The sequence below is a fragment of the Streptomyces sp. NPDC001443 genome (genome assembly GCF_053597355.1).
The window spans coordinates 220,615-240,857 of record NZ_JBSFIA010000008.1; the positions used below are offsets into that span (position 1 = coordinate 220,615).

Consider the following 20,243-nt stretch of genomic DNA (forward strand, 5'->3'; position numbering starts at 1 on the left):
TTCCCAGGTCTGCTCAGTGTCGCGAACAGCCGGTGGCCGGGGTGGGTGCGCGGCTACGGTCGGGATGCTGGATCCGACCGTGTTCGAGGGGGTGTTAGTGGCGGGTGGGGAGGCGCAGTACGGCGCTGAGGGCGGGGACCACGTCGATTTCCGCGATGGTGTGTTCACCGGTCCGGTCACGGGCAAGGGCGACCACCATCACCATTACTACGGAGTGCTGCGGCCTGCGGCTGCGTGGCCGCATCGGGCGGCTTCCCTGCCCCGGCCGATGAGTTCGGCATACCGACGGCAGGTGGAGCGGATTGCTCCACCCCAGTTGCTGGGTCGTGACGCCGAGCTGGCCGAACTGGCCGGCTTCTGTCTGGAGGAGCAGCGCGGTTCGTATGTCTGGTGGCAGGCCGGGCCGTGGGCGGGTAAGTCCGCGCTGCTGTCCACCTTCGTGCTCAACCCGCCTGAGGCGCTTTCTGCCGGCCGGGTGCGGCTGGTGTCGTTCTTCATCACCGCCCGACTGGCCTCGCAGGACACAAGGGAAGCGTTCACCACCGTGCTGACCGAGCAACTGTGTTCCTTGCTCGGCCTGGACTTGCCGCTCGGCGGGGATGAGGCAGCCCGGGAGGCGGCTCTACTGGATCTACTTGCTCAGGCCGCGGCGGCCTGTCAGCAGGAGGGTGGCCGACTGGCGCTGGTCGTGGACGGGCTGGACGAAGACCGAGGCGTGACCACCGGGCCGGGAGCGCACAGCATCGCGGGGCTGCTGCCCGGCCGCCCCCCGGCAGGGATGCGGGTCATCGTCGCCGGACGGCCCAACCCGCCCATCCCTGATGACGTGCCCGACTGGCACCCGCTGTACGACCCGGGCATCATCCGCCTGCTCGGCGACTCCCTGCACGCCCGGAATCTGCAACGCCTCGGCCAGTCCGAACTCAAACGCCTGCTCAAGGGCAGCCCCGTCGAGCAGAATCTGCTGGGCCTGCTGACCGCCGCCCGAGGCGGCCTGTCCGGCACCGACCTGCGGGAACTGACCGGTGCGGACCTGGTGACCGTGGAGGAGGTACTGCACACGGTGGCCGGGCGTACCTTCACCCGCCGACTCGCCACCTGGTCACCGGACGACGCACCGCAGGTATACCTGCTCGGCCACGAAGAACTACACAACGCCGCCTGCCACTACCTTGGCCACGACCGCCTGGCCCACTACCGCAATCGGCTGCACAGCTGGGCCGACAGCTACCGCACACCCACCGACGGCCAGCCGCCGTGGCCGCCACACACTCCCGAATACCTGCTGGCCGGCTACTCCCGCATGCTGGCCACCACCAACGACACCAACCGCTTGGCCGCCCTGGCTATCGACGCAGCACGCCACGACCGGATGCTTGACCTCTCCGGCGGTGACGCCGCAGCTCTCACCGAGATCAAGACCTGCCAAGACCTGCTCCTGGCCAGCCCAGAACCGGACCTGTACGCCCTGGCCAGACTGTCCCACCGCCGCAGCCAACTCGAATCCCGCAACGCCAACATCCCCGCTGAACTCCCCGCCGTGTGGACCACCCTCGGCCAACCCAACCGGGCCGAAGCGCTCGCCCATGCCCTCACCAACCCGCTCCAGCAGGTCCGTGCGCTGGTCAGGGTGGTTGAGGCAGTGGCTGCGACCGGTGACCACGAGCGGGCCCGTGCAATGGCCACAGACGCCGAGCAGATCGCCCGCACCATCACCGAACCGTTCCAGCACCCATGGGCGCTGGTCGACGTGGCTGGGGCGGTAGCTGCGGCCGGTGACCACCAGCGGGCCGAACAGATCGCCCGCACCATCACCGACCCGTTCGAGCAGGGCCAAGCGCTGGCCGACGTGGCTGGGGCGGTAGCTGCGACCGGTGACCACCAGCGGGCCGAACGGATCGCCCGCACCTTCACCGACCCGTACTGGCAGGTCCGTGCGCTGGCCGACGTGGCTGGGGCGGTAGCTGCGACCGGTGACCACGAGCGGGCCCGTGCAATGGCCACAGACGCCGAGCAGATCGCCCGCACCATCGCCAACAAATGGGTAATGGTCAGGGTGGCTGGGGCGGTGGCTGCGGCCGGTGACCACCAGCGGGCCGAACAGATCGCCCGCACCTTCACCAACCCGTTCGAGCAGGGCCAAGCACTGGCCGACGTGGCTGGGGCGGTAGCTGCGACCGGTAACCACCAGCGGGCCGAACAGATCGCCCGCACCATCACCAACCCGTTCGAGCAGGGCCAAGCACTGGCCGACGTGGCTGGGGCGGTAGCTGCGACCGGTGACTACGAGCGGGCCCGTGCAATGGCCACAGACGCCGAGCAGATCGTCCGCACCATCACCGACCCGAGCCGTCAGGCCCAAGCGCTGGCCGACGTGGCTGGGGCGGCGGCTGCGGCCGGTGACTACGAGCGGGCCGAACAGATCGCCCGCACCATCACCAACCCGCACTGGCAGGCCCAAGCGCTGGCCGACGTGGCTGGGGCGGCGGCTGCGGCCGGTAACCACCAGCGGGCCGAACAGATCGCCCGCACCATCACCGACCCGAGCCGTCAGGCCCATGCGCTGGCCGACGTGGCTGGGGCGGCGGCTGCGGCCGGTGACTACGAGCGGGCCCGTGCAATGGCCACAGACGCCGAGCAGATCGCCCGCACCATCACCGACCCGTCCCAGCAGGCCGAATTGCTGACAGGGCTGGTTGAGGCGGTGGCTGCGGCCGGCGACCATGAGCGGGCCCGTGCAATGGCCACAGACGCCGAGCAGATCGCCCGCACCATCACCGACCCGGACGAGCAAGCATTCGCGCTGGCCGACGTGGCTGGGGCGGCGGCTGCGGCCGGTGACTACGAGCGGGCCCGTGCAATGGCCACAGACGCCGAGCAGATCGTCCGCACCATCACCGACCCGTCCCAGCAGGCCGAATTGCTGACAGGGCTGGTTGAGGCGGTGGCTGCGGCCGGTGACCACCAGCGGGCCGAACAGATCGCCCGCACCATCACCGAACCGCTCGAGCAGGCCCAAGCGCTGACAGGGCTGGCTGGGGCGGTGGCTGCGGCCGGCGACCATGAGCGGGCCCGTGCAATGGCCACAGACGCCGAGCAGATCGCCCGCACCATCACCGACCCGTCCCAGCAAGCCCGTGCGCTGGCCGACGTGGCTGGGGCGGTGGCTTCGGCCGGTGACCACGAGCGGGCCCGTAAAATGGTGACAGATGCCGAGCAGATCGCCCACACCAATACCAACCGGTTCAATCAGGCATGGGTACTGGTCGGGGTGGCTTGCGCGATGGCTGCGGCCGGTGACTACGAGCGGGCCGAACAGATTGCCCGCACCATCACCAACCCGTCCGAGCAGGCCCAAGCGCTGACAGGGGTGGCAAAGGCAGTTGGTCTGCCACGGGCTGATCACTTGTTGGGCGAGGCATTTGCGCTGGGGTCATGGCTGACACCTCTGCCGGTACTGGCGAAGATACATCCGCAGGAGGTGATCCGAATCGCCGACGCGGTATATGTGGACAGTCTTCGCGTGATGCCCGATTGATTCTGACGCTTGCGCGAACTGCCGAAGAACAAGACTTTGGCCAAGAAGGCCACAGCGAAGAAGGCGACTGGTCGCCGACCTCGCAGCGCCTAATCGAGGACGCCCAGCTCGGTGTCTGGCCGACAGAAGGCGCACGGCTCCATGTTCGGATCGGTCAGCGAGACGCGTGCCTCGTGATCGCTGACTGGGTGGGGCGTGCCCTCAATCATCGTGCAGTCGTCGACATGGATCACGGCAGGCGCGAGTCCGTCCGGGGTTCGCTTCTGCTGGACGACGAACCCGACCCGGGCCTTTGTCTGGGCCAGGGGCGGAAGCATCTTTCCTCCCTTGGCTGGCCGGCCTGGGCGGCGCGGGAGCGGCGCCTCAGCGCGGGCGAGGGCCTCCTGGACGGCCTTGCGCTGGAGGCGAAGGTAGATACCGACGGCCTTATGGTCGGCTACCTGCTTGTCGAGGTGCGCCAGGATCACCCGCAGGCGCACAGGATCCGGAGGCAACTCGCTCACGCGTTCGAGCTGGGCAGATGCATCAGGAGGGCGCGGCAGGTTGCCGCGCCCTCCTGATCGTTGCCAGCCATTAGCAGTAGGCGCTGGTCACCCCCGCACAACCAGAAGACAGCCGGTCCGGGCGCCGTGGAGATTTGCAGTCACCTCTCAGGAAGGCACTGACCTGCAAGCATCCGGGCGTTTGCTCGTCTACAGAAGCGCACGGGGTGCCTCTCGATCCACGCATTGAACCCTGCCCAGGGGGCAGGCTGGTACTGACCATCCTCAAATCCATGTCTGACCAGAGGAGCTGGATTTTTGCCCGTTCCTTGAACACGCACTTAGCGACTCGGGCACTATGGTACGAATCGATCACCGTTGGTCTGGGGAGCTGCCATGGTTCGTCGCAAAAGGGGCAGAGAGTCCAAGTCTTCCGTAGCGCCTGAACCAGCTATCCCCCCTGCGCGGGAAGCGCCACAGCCGCCGGCTGGCCTTCGCCTCCCGAAAGATGCCATTAAACGTATCAATATTGGACAGTCGTTCGCCGAGTATGACGCCGCTCTGAGCGATCCGAGTATCTACGTACACACTCCGGCACTTGAAGCCGCCCTAGACCCGAACAGCGAGAAGGTCTTCTTTGTAGGGCGGCGAGGTACTGGAAAGACAGCCGTCAGAAAATACTGCGGAATAAATGGCGGCGCCACACGCGTTATCGTTCCGGAGATTTTCAGCCCCTCTTCAACCCTGCAAGAGATCGACCTCTTGACGAACGTCAAAGGTAAACCATTCAGGTCTCTCGTGTTTGCCTTCCGCAGAGCGTTGCAGGTAGAGATCCTTTCGATGTGGCTTCAAGATCGTCCTGGCCGTGACAGGCTAGCCAACGAAATTCAAGATGAGCTTGATGAATATGCAGCCATGGATTTCGACCTCCGTTGCCTAAGAATCATTGCGCGAGTTAGTGGCGCCCTTGCTGACGGCGACGACGAGCGCTGGCTGGCCGAAAATAAGATCGCCAAGCGGGTTGCGGATGAGATGAAGCAACTATCTGCTGAAGGGATCGCTACCCACACAGTACTAATTGACAGTATCGACGACTACTGGGAAGGGAGCGACGAGGGGCTCGTCTACCTGACCGCATTCATGCACGCGTGCCAGGAAATTTCCACTCAGATCCCCTGGGCGCGCGCGATCATTTTCCTTCGCGAGAACATTTATGAGCGCGTGCGTGGACTCGACACAGAGTCTTCAAGGCTCGAAACCTCAGTAGTCGGAATGGAGTGGAATGAACGCCAACTACTGGAGGTTATCGAAAAGCGCTTGAATCGGAATCTCACAGCAAAGTTCGGACTGCGTGGTGCGACCTGGCAGGCGTTCTTCGAGCATCCAGACGAGGCATGGAGCAACGTCCTTGAATATTGCCAGAGGCGACCACGTGACATTCTGATCTACACTAGTAATGCAGTGGAAGCCGCGCAGGGTGCTGGCCACGATAAAATCCTTCTTGAGGACGTCCAGCAGGCACGACGTCGATTCTCCGACAATCGGTTCCGCGACCTTGGGGATGAGTACTCAGAGAATTTCCCGCAGGTGGCTACCGTGCTCTCCCGTTTTTACGGGCTCGGAAACGCTTTTACGTTCGGCGCAATCGAGGATCTCATCAGAAAGCTGATGAAAGATCCAGAAGTCGTACAACTTTGCGGCACGTGGCTATCCGCCAACGCCTCACCTGAGAAATTTATCCGCCTTCTCTATGATATTGGATTCGTTGGTATCCGGGCAGCAGGAAAGAGCCCCAAGTTCCGTGCTCTAGGGCCGCTCGACACAAGCCCTCCCCCGGTGAGTAATGCCACAGATGTCGTCATCCATCGCTGTTACTGGGATGCCCTCGACCTCCAAGACAGCCTGGTTAGAGACATTCCCGATGACGCCGAGTTTGGCAAAATTGGGAAGATTGAGGATCTGCCTGGAGGCGTGGACAGGACCGAGTACGTCGCCCATGTCGAGATGCTTATGGATGACATCAAGCAAATCAAACTAGGCACTGCCGGCGCGCAGGATTTCGAAGAGATTGTCGGCGACGTAATTCGTCTTTGCTTCTTTCGCGCCCTCGGGAACGTAGAAGCCAGATCCCGAAGTCACGATGGCCGGGTCGTGCGGGACTGGATTGCTTCTAACCGAGCAAGCGGCGGTTTCTGGGAAGCGATGAGAACCAGATACGGGGCCACTCAGGTTATCTGGGAGTGCAAGAACTATACAGAATTGCACGCTGACGACTTTCACCAGTTGAGCTACTACCTCAATGAGTTCAGCGGCGGATTCATTGTCGTAGTATTTCGAGGCGAGATGAAGCCCGCCTATTACGGCCACATCAAACGCATCGCAATGCAGAACAAGTTCGTTCTGCCCCTGAACGAAAAAGACCTGATGGTATTTCTACGACAGGCCCGTAATGGTAAAATCAAAGAGGATCACATTCAGGATAAGTACGACAGTGTAGCTCGCAAACTCGGGTAGATCATCGCCCGTTAGCCCCGTCGATGCAGCGCACGAAGCCCCGCTGCATCGACGGGGCCCTCCGCAGACAGATCTAAACCGTGAGTGCGAGGTTAAGGCGTCGCTTCCTTTCAGGGCTGCGAGGCTTCTAGAGCCGCAATCACGGCCGCACTATTGCCGTCGTACACAAGGTGTGGTTCGTCCATCTGCGGTGGGATGAACCGGGTGCGGTACCGCTGCAGGTCGCTCTCAGAGAAGTAGATCGAGTTGGGGTCGTTCGCGTGGAATTCGTTGCGCTTGCTGACCCTCGCCCACAGCTCATCGTGACTGGCTGCGAGGTACACGAGCACCGGCGTAGCACCAGTCTCGATGGCAATGCCGCGCCACCTCGCCCGATCCTCCGGTGTCCAAAAGCCGTGGTCAACGACGACGTCGTGCCCCGCTTTGAGTTGCTCCCGAAGGTCGGCCGCTACGTCTTCCAGGACCGGACGCTCAAGGGTGGGGAAGACGCCTCGGGGGAAGTCCACCCCGTAGACGCCGTGTCGGCGAAACATCTCTTCGTCTGGACACAGCCGTACGAACCCGCGCGCCGTGAGAGTGCGGGACAACGTCGTCTTGCCGGACCCCGGGAGTCCGGCCATCAGGACACAGAACGGTGGGCGTGGCGACATGGGTCTCGTCAGGGTTCGGGAGATGGTGGCCATCTCCGCTTCGGCGTCGGGCGTGATTCTGCCAGCCCGGCGGGCCGCGAGCAGTGCATCTAGACGGACTTGGACCACACTCGCGAGCGTGTCATCGAGAGCCGTCACGGTGTGACCTCCGATTCGGTGCGCCAGGTACGGCCGGGGCCTCCGAGGTCCACGCCGTACTCCACGATGTTGCCCTCGCTGTCGACGAACTTTGCGGTCATCACGACTACTGGTTCCGCCGGCAAGTTCTCGGGGTCCAGTTCCAGGAGCCGCGCGTACTCCGGTGTCAGCAGTCGGGCTGAGGCGCTGTCGATGCGGTGGCTGATCGGATAACCGGTCGCCTGGGCGATGAGCCCGAGCGACGTACCGTTCAGACGCTCGCTAGCTGCTAGCTGGGGGATCAACTTCCCGTAGCGAACCGGAATCCAAGACGTGCTGTGCGCCACGATGCCGTGTCGGTCCCTGTACACCCGGCTACGGCGGATCACGTCGGAACCGGGCTCAATGTCCAGAGCTTGGGCTACTTCAGCCGGCGCGGTCACCACGGCCGCCTGGTGCGAGTCGGACCTTTCACCCGCTCCCCAGCTAGATCCGGTGCGGCGCCCTCGGTCCTGACGCTGGGACCCTGAAGACATCGGCGCCGGCTGGTCCAGAACTTCAGTTCCGATGCCGTGGATGCCGCGAACAAGACCCTCGTTGCGCAGCTTGCGCAGGGCCTTCTCGGCCGTCGCGGTGCTCACTTTCCACTCTTCCGCGAGGTTCTTGATGCTCGGCAAGAGCGTCCCTGGCTGTAGCTGTCCAGAGGCGATCAGCCCCGTGTAGTGGGCGGCAATCTTCGCGTACGGGGCCCGATTGTCGGCCTGGCCTGCCATGTCGCTCGCTCCTCATTCGCCACTTCCCTGAGGTTCCCTAGCTTACCGCTTGACACCGCAGGGAACCCTAGGGAACCTTAGGGATGTGCCCGGAGGAAAGCCCGCGAGGGTGAGTACGAAGTGAGCCCGCGTTGCTTGAGAACTCAACAGTGGACCGAGGAACTACCGCCTGTCCTCACGGCAAGAAGGCGGCCCGCGCGGTGAACGACCCGCGCAACTCCAACTCATCCGCAGCGCGCGTCCGACGTGGGCTGCGGCCGGTTGCCTCTCCCGCCCGTCCGGTCCCCGCGCACGCTGCGGTGGTCGTACGGGCGGGAGTGCGGGGAGCCGGATCGTCCGACTTCAAACGGCGCGCGGCCCCGGTGCTGGAACACCGAGGCCGCTGTTCGGGCCGTTCCACCTGCAAGGGAGACCACGACCCAATGAGCCACATCGTCACTGTTCAGGATGCTGTTACCGCGTTCGCCGATGGGCTGGAGCCGACAGACGCGGAACTTGACGCCATCGAGACCGAGATGCCGGTCATCCTCGCGGACGTCGAGCTGTTAGACGCCTACATCGTCACCCTCGACCGCGTCCCGAACGAGCTGGACGCGCGCCGGCTGCGCAGGGCCCGTCGTCGGGCGCTGGCCGCGCGGCTGGAGCTGGCCAACCTCGCCACCCCGGCCACGGAGGTGGGCGCGTGAGCACCGCGACGCTGGCCGATCAGTCGGCCGTCTTCACCTGCCTGGCCGGTCTCGCCGCCACCCGCCCTGGTCTGCCTGCCGCTTACCTCACGGTCAGCCGGCACTCGCCGCGGGAGCTGAGCGTGCAGCTCGACAGCCCGGCCGCGCTGGAGGCGTGGCGGGAGGCGCTGGCCGTCGACCCGGGCCGCGTCGTCGCGGACCGGATCGGGGACCGGCCGTCGCTGGAGTTCACGACCCGCGCGTTCGGCGTCGACTTCCACGTCTACGCCATCTACACCCCGGCCGCGGAGACCCTGCGGGGTGCGGCGTGAGCCGGCGGGAGTCACGCCCGGCCGCGCAGATCGCCGCGCTGCAAGCACTCCAGACGAACCTGACCCGGGTGCTGGTGGCGGTCGCGGTGGTGGCGTTGGCGTTCACGGCGACGAACGTGACGCTATTCGCCATCGACCACCACATCTCGGTGTGGATCGCGTGGCTGCTCGACCCCATGGTCGCCGTCGCTCTCGGGGCGGTGCTGATCGTGGACGGACGGCTGTCGGAACACGGCGTGCACCCCTCGGGGTGGGCGAGTGCGCTGCGCTGGTTCGCCGGTCTGGGGACCTGGCTCATGAACTGCTGGGACTCCCTGTGGCCGGACGGTGCTGCATTCGGGGTACCCCGGCAGGTGGACCCCGCAGGACTGGTCCTGCACTCCATCCCGCCTGTCCTGCTGATCGTTCTCGCCGAGGCGATCACGCACTACCGGCGCGCAATCCTCGACCGGATCGCCGTCCTGCGCGATCAGGTGGACACCCCCACCACCGAGGTGAACACCACCGCGCCCGCCACACCGTCCACCCCGTCCGCCCCGGCGCCTGCCGCCGTGTCCGGACGGCCCGTTCCTGAACGGTCGTCGCTGGTCATCTGCGGTGCACAGCAGGTGTTCACCCCCGCACTGCCGGCCCGCCCGGCACCTTCGGGCGAGAGTGGGCGGGAGGTGGAGCGGCTGTCCACCGAACAGGCCCTGAACGTCATCCGCGTGTGTTGGACGATGGGGGAGTCCATCCGGACGGCCGCCCGGAAGTCCACCCGTTCACCCTCGTACGTCCAGAGCGTCTACGCCCGGCTCACCGAGAGCGCCAACGAGCCGAAACCGCTGGCACTGACGAGCGGGGGCGGGCACTGATGCCGACCGCCTACAGCCGCTGCTTCGACCCCACCGGCACCCGCTACGGCATACCCACCTACCCGTGGCGCATGGCCCCCGACGGCTACGCCACCCGCCGCCAGCTCCGCGCCCGCGGCTTACGGCCCGGCGGACAACCGGTCGCCGCTCAGCTCATGGTGATCAACCGGCGCCACAACACGCCCCGGGTGGCCTACCTCTACCGCGAGGACCTGGCCCTGCCGGTCCGTCCGATGACGTCCCGCAAGTGGGGCGCCCTGGCGTTGGCGATGCTCGCCCGCCGCACCTGCCCACGCTGCCGGCTCGATACCGGGTACTGCGTGTCGACCCGGCACGGCATCTGCGGCGTGTGCCTGGCCGCCGAAGAACAGCGCGCCGCCTGAACTTCCCGCCCTTCAACCCTTCCGGGAGCTCTGCTGTGTCCAGTCGTACCGGTGCCCGCGGCGTAAAGTCCGCGGCCAGCGTCCACACCGTCCGCGTCCCGCGTCAGCGCGGGCGCCGCTCCGAACCCTTCGTCGTCGTGGTCCCCGAACGTCCCTCCCTCGCCAGCGAGGCCGCTGCCGCGTTGGGCGGGCTGCTGTGGCGCTCGCGCCGCGCGCTCGCCCCCACCGCCTTCGCGCTGCTCGCGTTCGTCGTGGCCGCGCTGCTGCACACGATGGCGTGGTGGTCGGGCCTGCTGCTCGCCCCGCTCGCCGTCGCGCCCGCCGGGTGGGTGCTGTTCATGCAGCGCCGCCGTCCCGCCACGGGTTCGGTGCTGGCCTGGCGCATCGGCCTGGCCACCCTCGTCACCGTCGCATCGTCCTGGCTCGCCCTCGCGGCCGGCTTCGGACCGCTCGCCGGCTCGCTCGAGCTGCTGTGGCTGCTCATCCTGATCGCCGCCCAGACCGCCTGGCTCATCGTCCGCCGCACCCACTGACCCGAGGAGACAGAGCCTGATGGCACAGAACACCAACGGCCAGCGCAGGACCCAGCCGACCAACAGCAACGGCAATCGTCCGTCGAACAAGCCGAACAAGTTCGCCAACGTCGGCGCCGCCGCGGGCGGGTTCGTCGGCGCGCTGGGCGGCTCGATGGTCCCCCCGATCAACGTCACCGTGAACAACACCAAGAACACCGCCCGCAGCGCGGGTGGGGGCCGTACGCACGCCGAATCGCTGCTGCCCGCACCGGACTTCACCTCCCCCGCGCAGGTGCGGAACTACTGCAACACCCTGCGCGCCGCCGCCGTGACGCTGTCCATCGAGGTGGCCATGGGTGCGGAGATCTTCAAGGGCGTGCTGGCCGCGGTGCCGGACCCGCAAGGGCGTGCGTTCGGCTCCCGGATCCGGGCGCAGAAGGTCGCCCGCAAAATGCAGCGCTCCGCCGACGCGCTGCGGGACGCGGCGAAGAATGCCGCGGCCTGCTACTCGGTCTTCCAGCAGGAGTTCGAGGAAGAGATCAACCGCGTCCGCCACCGTGCCCGCAGGCCGCAGCAGCCGGTCATGAACTGGGCCCAGCAGTAGAAGGGAGAACCCTGATGGGGCGCTACAACGAACCACAGCTCGCTGAACTGCATGACATCCGGTTGGGCCGCGGTACGGACGGCAGCGGTGGTGGGGTCGGGGCGTATCTGCTGCACCGGGCGAAGCCGCACCTTCCGCCGTGGCTGACCTGGGGCGCCACCGGCATAGCGGGCGCACTCGGCAACGCACGCTGGGGTGAAAGCGCCGCCGCCGGCGTCGGCCTCACCCTCGCCTCCGTCGCGCTGACCGGGGTGACGTGGTGGGCGGGCAAGCCGACCAGCCAGCAGCGTCGGCTGCACTCCGCCATCACCGTCGCCGCAGGCTCCGCCTGGATCACCGCCGCCTGCCTGGCCGGACCGACTGCGGGCCCGATCGACGACATGTACCTGATGGGCGGCCCGGTCCTGGCGCTGTCGTGGAACATCCGTATGGTCCTGCGCCACAACACCGACCCGGCCGGCGGATCCGGCGACAAGGGCCTGTTGGAGAAGGTCGGATTGGCGCGGGCGCAGATCGGTGCGGCAAAGGTGGAGCCCAACCGGGTCACCGCGCCGCTCGCCGTCGAAGCCGGTGAGCAGACCAACGAGGACGTCTCCAAAGCGTTGGGGCGGATCGCGTCCGCGCTCGACCTGCCAACCTCTGCCGTCCGCTACACCCCGGATCCGGGATCCTCCCGCCGCGGAGAGCTGGTCATCGTCCCCGAGGACATGCTGTCCGAGGTGGTCGAGTGGGACGGACCGTCGAACCTCGGGGGTTCGATCGCCGAACCGCTGCTCATCGGCCGCTACGACGACGGCGCCCCCATGGTCGTGTGGCTGCCCGGCGACCCGGACACCGGACGGAACTCCACCCACGTCCTCATCGCGGGCGGCACAGGATCCGGCAAGGGCGACACCGCCCTGAACCTGCAAACGGAGATCCTGTCCCGCACGGACGTGATCCTGTGGCTGTCCGACCCGAAAGCCTTCCAGGACTTCCGCCCGCTACTGCCCGGCATCGACTGGGCCGTCGAGGGCGGAACCCCCACCGAAGTCATGGTCGAAGCCCTCCAGGCAACCATCCCCGCGCGGACGCGGTGGCTGGGTGCCCACCGCTACCGGCAGTGGGTCCCCGCCTGTACACAGCCGCAGAACAGCCCCGAACACTCCTGCCGCCCCGACGGCACAGCTTGCGGATGCGCCGGCATGCCGTTCCTGGTCGCGTGGATGGAGGAAGCCGCCAGCACCCTGCGCGCCCTCGGGGACGATGCGTTCACCGGGATCGCGCAGGAAGCCCGATCGGCGGGTATCTCGCTGATCGTCTCGCTTCAGCGCCCCTCCTACGACCAGATGTCCACCAGCACGCGGGCATCGCTGCCGTCCGTGATCGCACTGGGCTGCGACCCGCGCGACGAAGGATTCTCCCTTCCCGAGACGGTCATCGACGCCGGCGCCCACCCCGGAGCATGGGGCAACCGCCGCCCCGGCTACTGCTACGCCGTCTCGCCCGGCATCCCCGAGGACCGCTACCCCTCCCCGGGCCGCACCCGCGCCTTCACCCACCACGCCACCCCCATCATGGAAGCCCTCGCCACATGGGCACAGCGCAACGGCGCCACCGCCGACCCCATCACCGCGACCGCAGCAGCGCAGATCGCGGGCCGCGCCTACACCGGCCGTACCGGCGAGAACACCACCGGGCCGGCTCAGCTCTCGGTCGTGCAGGGGGAGGACGACATGGACCAAGGCGGACTGTTCATCGACCCCGAGGACGCCAACATCGACCCCGAGGCAGATCTGCCCGGCCCGAGCGACGGCGACGACGCCCCGATCTTCGGACAGGGCTCCGGCCGCAAGCCGTCGCCGGAGGAAGCCCGCCGGCTGTTCGCCGACGCGCTCGCCGAGTTCGAGAACGACGGACAGATGATCGTCGGCCCGAAGGACTTCATGGACTGGTGCGACCGGCACGGCCTGTCCCGCCCGTGGGTCTCCGCCCGGCTCAAGGAAGCAGCCGAAGACGGCCGCTTGCAGGCGACGAACACCACCGGCCGATGGCGCATCGTCCCCACCCTGACAGCCGCCTGACATCTGACACCGTCACGGCCCCCTGACACCCAAACCCTTAGGCAAACCCACTGTCAGAAACCCGTGACACCCCTGCCTGACACACCCACATCCACGCCTGACACCCCATCCGTACGGGCCCGCGCCACACACCGACACGGGCCTGCGGCACACCCGAGAGGAAGCCCCGTCATGCCGCACCGCGACCCGCCGGGGATCGTCGCCCCGCACATCCCCGCCGACGCCTACCGCCACGCCCAGGCCACCGGAGCCCCGGTCGTGATCGTCGTCCACACCACGAAGCCGACCGGCCGCCCGCTGCGCCAGTACCTGATCCCGATCGCCGTCGCCGGCGCCGGAGTCATCGGCGTCTTCGGACTCGTCGCCGCGTTCCTCGCCCTGCTCGACTTCGCCGTCCACACCGCGACCGCCATCGCCGCCGCTACCGGACCCGTCGGCATCGGCGGAATCACCCTCAAGCTCTTCGGCACCAAGGACCGCTAGCTACGCCAAGGGCGGCCCCCTCGTCTCGCCAAAGTCGCAGGGCCGCCCTTGCCAGCCAGTACCCGGCTAAGGAACTGGAGACATCCAGCATGACCCAACCCACCGATATCCGGCGAGTACGCGGCTTACGGCCGCGTCTGCTGGACACGTTCTGCCGACAGGGCGGAGCAGGCAAGGGCTACAGCGACGCCGGGTTCGACGTCGTCGGCGTCGACAAGGACCCGCAGCCGCTCTACCCCTTCGCGTTCATCCAGGGCGACGCGGTCGACTTCATCCGCGAGCACGGAGCAGAGTTCGACTTCATCCACGCCTCACCGCCCTGCCAACTCGACAGCGACTGCCAGCGCCTGCACGGCAACATCCACCCCGACCTGATCGGCCCCACCCGCGCCGCCCTTGAGGCAACCGGGCGTCCGTGGGTGATCGAGAACGTCCGGGGCGCCCTGCCCAAGCTCCGCAGCCCGGTGGTGCTGTGCGGGGTCATGTTCGGGCTTGAGACCTACCGGCACCGGCACTTCGAGCCCGGCGGTGGCTTCACCCTCGGACAGCCCGCACACCACGCACACACCGCCCCTCAGGCGAAGATGGGCCGCCCCGTCCCGCCCGGCCACTACGGGCAGTTCGTCGGCAACTTCTCCGGCGTCCCCCTCGCCCGCCGCGTCATGAACGTGCCGTGGATGACCCGCGAAGGCATCCGCGAGTGCATCCCGCCCGCCTACGCCGAATACATCGGCCGAGCATTCCTGGCCTCCCGCGCACCGCAGGCGGCGGCATGAACGGGATCCTGAGCCCCGACCGCGCCAGGTTGAACCTGCTCGCATCGGCACTGAAGGCCGCACGCCAGGACTGGCACGTCATCCCCCTGCGCCCCGGGGACAAGCGCCCAGCCGGCCACGCCGAACGGTACTGCCCCGGCACCGGCCGTTGCACCAACGGGCACAAGACGCCGGAGGACCGCGCGACCACCAACCGGGATCTGCTGCTCGCGGCGTGGGCGCAAAAGCCCTACAACGTAGGCATCGCGACCGGCCCGTCCGGGCTGCTCGTGGTCGACCTCGACACGCTCAAGCCCCAAGAGCCGAAAGGAACGCCTGACGGCGCCGCCAACTTTGCAGCGCTCTGCGAGCGCGCCGGACAGACCGTCCCCGACACCTACCGGGTGCGGACCGCACGCGGCGGAGAGCACCTGTACTTCACCCAGCCCGCCGATGCCCGGCTGCACTCCACTGCCGGGCGGCTCGCGAAGAAGATCGACACCCGCGGGTGGGGCGGCTACGTCGTCGCCGCAGGCAGCACCACCCCCGACGGGGCGTATGCCGTTCTCGACGACCGACCGCCCGCCGTCCTGCCCGCATGGCTGCACGACGCCCTGAAACCCCCTCAGCGCCCCGAATATGCCATGGCGGCCTTCATGAAAAACCGCAGGGGATATGCCGCGGCAGCGCTACGCGGCGAGGTGGACAACGTCACCCGTGCTGCGGACGGCGCCCGCAACGCCACGCTGCTGCGGGCCGCGCGAGCACTGGGGCGGCTGATCGCATCCGGCGAGCTCGACCGCGGGGAGGTCGAGGAGGCTCTTAGTAGGGCGGCGACGGGCAACGCCACCCAGTCCCAGCGCTACTACGACGACGTCATCCGGCGCGGGCTGGACTGGTCCATCGCCCACAACCCGGCCGGCAGGCGGACGGCATGACCAAACCCACGCCTACTAAGAGCCTCGCCCCGGCTTCCCGCCAGCCGCAGGACGCTCCACAGCTTGTGGGCACACCAGCCGTAGGCGAACCGAAAGGCGCCGCCCGCAAGGGCGTCCGCAGTGCTCTTCGCCCTGGCCCGCAGCAGACGGACAGCCGCTTCCCCATCGCGTGGCTGCGCATCACCGCCCCTCGAGGCGTCACTCCCAGCGCGTCGTCCCGGTGCGAGTGCGGGTGGGACCGCCGGGCATTCGACCGTACCCGCATCCTGGCGCTGATCGCCGACCACAGCGCCCACCGAGACACCTGCCCGCTCCGCACTCCACTGGAAGGGCGGGACACAGCATGACGGACCGCCCCGCCCCCGAGACCGAAGAACTGCCGCCGCCGTCCAACCCCCTGGCCGTCGCCCGCCGTCTGCTGCCCGACTGGCAGACCGAGGACGGACAGCTCGTCTGCCGGCGCTGGCGCGCGTCCTGGATGCGATGGAACGGCACCTGCTGGCGGGAGCTGGACGACGCCCAGGTCCGCAAAGCCATGTACGAGCGGCTTGAGCACACCATCTACTGGGCTCCCGGCAAGGACGGCGAGCCCGAGGAACGCGACTGGGCGCCCACGAAGACGAAGATCGGCAACCTGCTCGATGCTCTCGGCTCCATCACTCTCCTGCCCACCGACACCGACGCTCCCGCATGGATCGATGGCGAGGGCGCCAGCGAGTGGGACAGCGGGCTGATCGTGGCGTGCGCGAACGGGCTGCTGAGGATCCGGGACCGCGCGCTGCTGCCGCACACGCCCGGTTTCTTCAACCTCGTGTCCGTCCCCTTCACCTACGACCCAGCCGCGACCGCGCCCACGTGGGCATGGTTCCTGCGGGAGGTCTGGCCCGACGACCCGGACGCCATCCAGGCAGTACAGGACTGGTTCGGCTACGTGCTGTCCGGCCGCACCGACCTGCAAAAGATCCTGCTCATGGTCGGCCCGTCCCGCTCCGGCAAGGGCACCATCGCCCGCGTGCTGAAAGAGCTGGTCGGGAAGAACAATCTCGCCGGGCCCACCCTCGCCGGACTCGGCACGAACTTCGGCCTGTCGACCCTGCTGGGAAAGCCGCTTGCGGTCATCTCCGACGCCCGTCTGTCCGGCAACGACAACAGCCAAGTCGTCGAACGGCTGCTCACCATCTCCGGTGAGGACACCATCGACATCGACCGGAAGTACCGGGAGCCGTGGACCGGCAAGCTCCCCACCCGGCTGATGATCCTGTCCAACGAGCTGCCGCACTTCGGCGACTCCTCCGGGGTCATCGCCCGCCGCTTCGTGCTGCTCAGCATGACCGTGTCCTGGCTCGGCAAGGAAGACCCCACTCTGTTCGACCGGCTCGCCGCCGAGATGCCCGGCATCCTCAACTGGGCTCTCGACGGACTCGCCCGGCTGGAGCACACGGGCCGCATCACCGAGCCGGCGTCCAGCCGCGAGGCCGTGACCACGATGCAGGACACCGCCTCGCCCACCAGTGCGTTCATCCGCGAGTGCTGCACCACCGGGCCCGCGTGCAGCGTGCCCGTGGACGCTCTGTGGGCCGTCTGGCGGGAGTGGTCCGAGGACAACGGCGTCCGCCCCGGAACGAAGCAGGTGTTCGGCCGCAACCTGCTCTCCGTCGTGCCACAACTCAACCGCACGCGGCCCCGGGACGCCTACGGCCGGCAGGTGGCCACCTACACCGGGATCACCCTCAACCAGTCCCACCCACATTTGCCTGAGTCGTGACTCATCGCGACTCAAAGCCCCTCGCACCCGCTCTGAGTCGCGATGAGTCGCGACTCAGAGCAATGTCCGTCCAACTTCTCCGCCGCTCATTCACCGACTCGGTGCCATGGTCCGCCCTGCCTGGCGCCGAGTTCACCGAGTCTCACGAGGAGACAGCCGCATGAGCACGCCCACCCGTCGTCGTCGCACCCCGAAAGACGAGTTGATCCCGCTGCCTGACGTTCTGACAGAACTCGGCATCAGCCGGCCCACTTGGTACCGCTGGCGCGATCGTGGCCTCACCCCCGAGGCCCGCCGCACTCCGTCCGGTCGCATCTGCGTGCGCCGCAGCGTGCTGGACGCCTTCAAGGACGAGATGGAGGCTGCGTGACCGAGTGGAGTTACACCGTCAAGATCTGGGCCATCCGCAAGCGCGACTATCGGAAGCCCTACCAACTCCGTTGGAAGGTTGGCGAACGCCCTCACTCGGAGTCGTTCCTTACTCTGGGCCTGGCGGAGAGCCGCCGGGCCCAGCTCATCACGGCGGCCCGCGAGGGCGAGCCGTTCGACGTCGACAACGGGCTTCCGAAATCCCTGGTCGCCAAAGAACGGGACATCTCCTGGTACGAGCACGCCCGCAACTACATCGAGATAAAGTGGGACCACTCCCCCGCCTCCACGCGGCGCACGCTGGCCGAAGCCATGGCGACCGTGACGCCGACGTTCGTGAAGGACACCAAGGGCATGCCGGACGCGGGAGTCATCCGCACGGCTCTCTACGGTTGGGCATTCAACAAAAACCGGTGGGGCGAGGAGCTCCCGGCCGACGTCGCCAAGGTGCTGGACTGGTTCCAGCGTAAGTCGCTGCCCACGTCGGCGCTCTCGGAACGTCTTCTCGTACGGGCCGCCCTGAACGCCATCTCGAAGAAGCTGGACGGTAAGACCGCAGCCCCGGGAACGATCAGCCGAAAGCGCGCGATCTTCTACAACAGCCTCGAATACGCGGTGGAAGCCGAACTTCTCGCCGACAACCCGCTCACTCGCATCAAGTGGAAGGCACCGGAGCAGGTGGTCGAGGAGGTGGACCCGGCATGCGTGCCGGGCCCCGGCCAAGCGGCCAAGCTTCTGAACGCTGTACGGGCTCAGAGCCCCCGCGGTCGCCGTCTCGTGGGGTTCTTCGGCTGCATGTACTACGCCGCCGCGCGGCCGGCTGAAGTCATTGGGCTGCGGCTCCAGGACTGCGACTTACCGCGGCGTGGGTGGGGGACGCTGCGGCTCAGGGAGACACGGCCCCGGTCGGGCTCAGCGTGGACCGACAGCGGCGAGCCGCACGACAAGCGGGGCCTGAAGCACCGCCCGCGGAAGGCGGTCCGGCATGTGCCGATACCCCCGGAGTTGGTCAGCCTGCTGCGGTGGCACGTCACCGCGTACGGCACGGCTCCGGACGGGCGGCTCTTTCGGACCATGCGCGGCGGGCTCATCCAGGACACGGGCTACGGCGAGGTCTGGGCGGAAGCCCGGGTGCGTGCTCTGACCGCGCAGGAGTACGGCTCGACGTTGGCCAAGCGTCCTTATGATCTTCGCCATGCCGCCGTGTCCACGTGGCTCAGCTCCGGGGTGGAACCTCAACTCGTGGCCCTGCGCGCCGGCCACAGCGTCACCGTGCTCTTTCGGGTCTACGCCAAGTTCTTGAACGACGGAGATGAGGCCGCGAACGCCAAGATCTCCGCCCGTCTGGAGCAGCAGGACTAGGGTCTGAGATCCCGTCCACGCCCCGTCCACACACCCCGAGACGGGGCGTTCGAACGCGAGACAGTGTGAGACAGCAGGCCAATCGGCGGACCGCATGACTAAGGGCCCGTGACCTGGGTTTTAAGCAGGTCACGGGCCCTTAGTTCCCGTGTGGCGGCGCCAGGATTCGAACCTGGGAAGGCGAAGCCGGCAGATTTACAGTCTGCTCCCTTTGGCCGCTCGGGCACACCGCCGGGGTTGCTGCCCTTCACACCCCCTGTCGGCGGTGTTCCCTGGCAACGACGTAAACAATACCCGATGAGGAGGGGTGCTTCGCCACCCGATTGATCGCCACTCGCGAGGGGCGGGGTGGCTAGGCTGGTGCGGATGCGGCCCCGATCCCCGGCGGGCTCGGCGGCAGCCCCGTGTACGGCGGTACACAGCCGGTACGGACCCGATTCGCCCTCAGATACAAGGAGCCACAGGACATGGCCGACTCCAGTTTCGACATCGTCTCGAAGGTCGAGCGGCAGGAGGTCGACAACGCCCTCAACCAGACCGCCAAGGAGATCTCGCAGCGCTACGACTTCAAGGGCGTGGGTGCCTCGATCTCGTGGTCCGGCGAGAAGATCCTGATGGAGGCGAACTCCGAGGACCGGGTGAAGGCCGTCCTCGACGTCTTCGAGACCAAGCTGGTCAAGCGGGGCATCTCGCTCAAGGCGCTGGACGCGGGCGAGCCGCAGCTCTCCGGCAAGGAGTACAAGATCTTCGCCTCCATCGAGGAGGGCATCTCCCAGGAGAACGCCAAGAAGGTGGCGAAGATCATCCGCGACGAGGGTCCGAAGGGTGTGAAGGCCCAGGTGCAGGGCGACGAACTGCGCGTCAGCTCCAAGAGCCGTGACGACCTCCAGGCCATCATCGCCCTGTTGAAGGGCAAGGACCTCGACTTCGCGCTTCAGTTCGTGAACTACCGGTAGTTCCGGCGCGTCGGACACGCGCGAGGGAGGGGTGGCCTCGCTGACGATCGAGGCGGCGTTGGTGTAGGCGAGGACGTACTCCCGGAAGTCCTTCTCCTCGGTGAGCACGTGGTTGATCACCGCGC

19 protein-coding genes and 1 tRNA gene are annotated in these 20,243 nt (G+C 67.3%); 16 read left to right on the plus strand and 4 right to left on the minus strand.

Going from position 1 to position 20,243, the window contains the following annotated elements:
• The first annotated feature begins 64 nt into the window (after positions 1-64).
• Positions 65-3,538 carry a hypothetical protein gene (locus tag ACWC24_RS12445; RefSeq protein WP_450662747.1) on the plus strand — a complete coding sequence of 1,158 codons (3,474 nt, stop codon included), beginning with the start codon at positions 65-67 and terminating at the stop codon, positions 3,536-3,538.
• Positions 3,539-3,627: 89 nt separating this feature from the next.
• Here ACWC24_RS12445 and ACWC24_RS12450 read toward each other — a convergent pair whose 3' ends face one another.
• Complete coding sequence (locus tag ACWC24_RS12450; RefSeq protein ID WP_450662770.1) at positions 3,628-3,855, minus strand: DUF6233 domain-containing protein; 228 nt, start codon at positions 3,853-3,855, stop codon at positions 3,628-3,630.
• Positions 3,856-4,416: 561 nt separating this feature from the next.
• Here ACWC24_RS12450 and ACWC24_RS12455 point away from each other — a divergent pair.
• Positions 4,417-6,534 carry a P-loop ATPase, Sll1717 family gene (locus ACWC24_RS12455; RefSeq protein ID WP_450662748.1) on the plus strand — a complete coding sequence of 706 codons (2,118 nt, stop codon included), beginning with the start codon at positions 4,417-4,419 and terminating at the stop codon, positions 6,532-6,534.
• A 110-nt stretch (positions 6,535-6,644) separates the two neighbouring features.
• Here the strand turns inward: ACWC24_RS12455 and ACWC24_RS12460 are convergent, their stop codons facing one another.
• Positions 6,645-7,322 (minus strand): AAA family ATPase, encoded by a 678-nt coding sequence (locus tag ACWC24_RS12460; RefSeq protein WP_450662749.1) that lies wholly within the window; start codon positions 7,320-7,322, stop codon positions 6,645-6,647.
• A complete protein-coding gene (locus ACWC24_RS12465; RefSeq protein ID WP_450662750.1) occupies positions 7,319-8,074 on the minus strand; it encodes a GntR family transcriptional regulator in 756 nt (251 codons plus the stop codon). The genes ACWC24_RS12460 and ACWC24_RS12465 overlap by 4 nt, the downstream gene beginning before the upstream one ends.
• Positions 8,075-8,496: 422 nt before the next feature.
• Here ACWC24_RS12465 and ACWC24_RS12470 point away from each other — a divergent pair, with 422 nt between their 5' ends.
• The 13 genes from ACWC24_RS12470 to ACWC24_RS12530 all read left to right on the plus strand — a co-directional run bounded on the left by ACWC24_RS12470 (position 8,497) and on the right by ACWC24_RS12530 (position 19,162).
• Positions 8,497-8,760 carry a DUF6284 family protein gene (locus ACWC24_RS12470; RefSeq protein WP_450662751.1) on the plus strand — a complete coding sequence of 88 codons (264 nt, stop codon included), beginning with the start codon at positions 8,497-8,499 and terminating at the stop codon, positions 8,758-8,760.
• On the plus strand, positions 8,757-9,071 hold the full coding sequence (locus ACWC24_RS12475) for a hypothetical protein (RefSeq protein ID WP_450662752.1): 315 nt from the start codon (positions 8,757-8,759) through the stop codon (positions 9,069-9,071). The genes ACWC24_RS12470 and ACWC24_RS12475 overlap by 4 nt, the downstream gene beginning before the upstream one ends.
• The gene (locus tag ACWC24_RS12480; protein WP_450662753.1) at positions 9,068-9,925 is read left to right on the plus strand and encodes a hypothetical protein; all 858 of its coding nucleotides are present in this window, start codon (positions 9,068-9,070) and stop codon (positions 9,923-9,925) included. The genes ACWC24_RS12475 and ACWC24_RS12480 overlap by 4 nt, the downstream gene beginning before the upstream one ends.
• On the plus strand, positions 9,925-10,308 hold the full coding sequence (locus ACWC24_RS12485) for an RRQRL motif-containing zinc-binding protein (RefSeq protein WP_450662754.1): 384 nt from the start codon (positions 9,925-9,927) through the stop codon (positions 10,306-10,308). The genes ACWC24_RS12480 and ACWC24_RS12485 overlap by 1 nt, the downstream gene beginning before the upstream one ends.
• 35 nt (positions 10,309-10,343) lie before the next feature.
• Positions 10,344-10,841 carry a hypothetical protein gene (locus ACWC24_RS12490; protein WP_450662755.1) on the plus strand — a complete coding sequence of 166 codons (498 nt, stop codon included), beginning with the start codon at positions 10,344-10,346 and terminating at the stop codon, positions 10,839-10,841.
• Positions 10,842-10,860: 19 nt separating this feature from the next.
• Positions 10,861-11,427, plus strand: a complete 567-nt coding sequence (gene traA / locus ACWC24_RS12495) for a plasmid transfer protein TraA (RefSeq protein ID WP_450662756.1) — start codon at positions 10,861-10,863, stop codon at positions 11,425-11,427.
• Between the two features lie 14 nt (positions 11,428-11,441).
• A complete protein-coding gene (gene traB / locus ACWC24_RS12500) occupies positions 11,442-13,490 on the plus strand; it encodes a plasmid transfer protein TraB (RefSeq protein WP_450662757.1) in 2,049 nt (682 codons plus the stop codon).
• A 171-nt stretch (positions 13,491-13,661) separates the two neighbouring features.
• Positions 13,662-13,973: a hypothetical protein gene (locus ACWC24_RS12505; protein WP_450662758.1), complete on the plus strand. Its 312-nt coding sequence runs from the start codon at positions 13,662-13,664 to the stop codon at positions 13,971-13,973.
• An 89-nt stretch (positions 13,974-14,062) separates the two neighbouring features.
• Entirely contained in the window at positions 14,063-14,749 is a 687-nt protein-coding gene (locus tag ACWC24_RS12510; protein WP_450662759.1) for an SAM-dependent methyltransferase, read from the plus strand.
• On the plus strand, positions 14,746-15,666 hold the full coding sequence (locus tag ACWC24_RS12515) for a bifunctional DNA primase/polymerase (RefSeq protein ID WP_450662760.1): 921 nt from the start codon (positions 14,746-14,748) through the stop codon (positions 15,664-15,666). Before ACWC24_RS12510 ends, ACWC24_RS12515 begins: the two co-directional genes overlap by 4 nt.
• A gap of 343 nt (positions 15,667-16,009) precedes the next feature.
• Positions 16,010-17,431 (plus strand): DNA primase family protein, encoded by a 1,422-nt coding sequence (locus tag ACWC24_RS12520; protein ID WP_450662761.1) that lies wholly within the window; start codon positions 16,010-16,012, stop codon positions 17,429-17,431.
• Between the two features lie 160 nt (positions 17,432-17,591).
• The gene (locus ACWC24_RS12525; protein WP_450662762.1) at positions 17,592-17,801 is read left to right on the plus strand and encodes a helix-turn-helix transcriptional regulator; all 210 of its coding nucleotides are present in this window, start codon (positions 17,592-17,594) and stop codon (positions 17,799-17,801) included.
• Positions 17,798-19,162: a tyrosine-type recombinase/integrase gene (locus tag ACWC24_RS12530; RefSeq protein ID WP_450662763.1), complete on the plus strand. Its 1,365-nt coding sequence runs from the start codon at positions 17,798-17,800 to the stop codon at positions 19,160-19,162. Before ACWC24_RS12525 ends, ACWC24_RS12530 begins: the two co-directional genes overlap by 4 nt.
• A gap of 151 nt (positions 19,163-19,313) precedes the next feature.
• On the opposite strand, the gene ACWC24_RS12535 is transcribed toward ACWC24_RS12530, so the two are convergent.
• A tRNA-Tyr gene (locus ACWC24_RS12535) sits at positions 19,314-19,395 on the minus strand.
• A gap of 234 nt (positions 19,396-19,629) precedes the next feature.
• On the opposite strand from ACWC24_RS12535, the gene ACWC24_RS12540 reads away from it, so the two are divergent.
• Entirely contained in the window at positions 19,630-20,118 is a 489-nt protein-coding gene (locus ACWC24_RS12540; RefSeq protein ID WP_450662764.1) for a YajQ family cyclic di-GMP-binding protein, read from the plus strand.
• Positions 20,119-20,243: the final 125 nt, after the last annotated feature.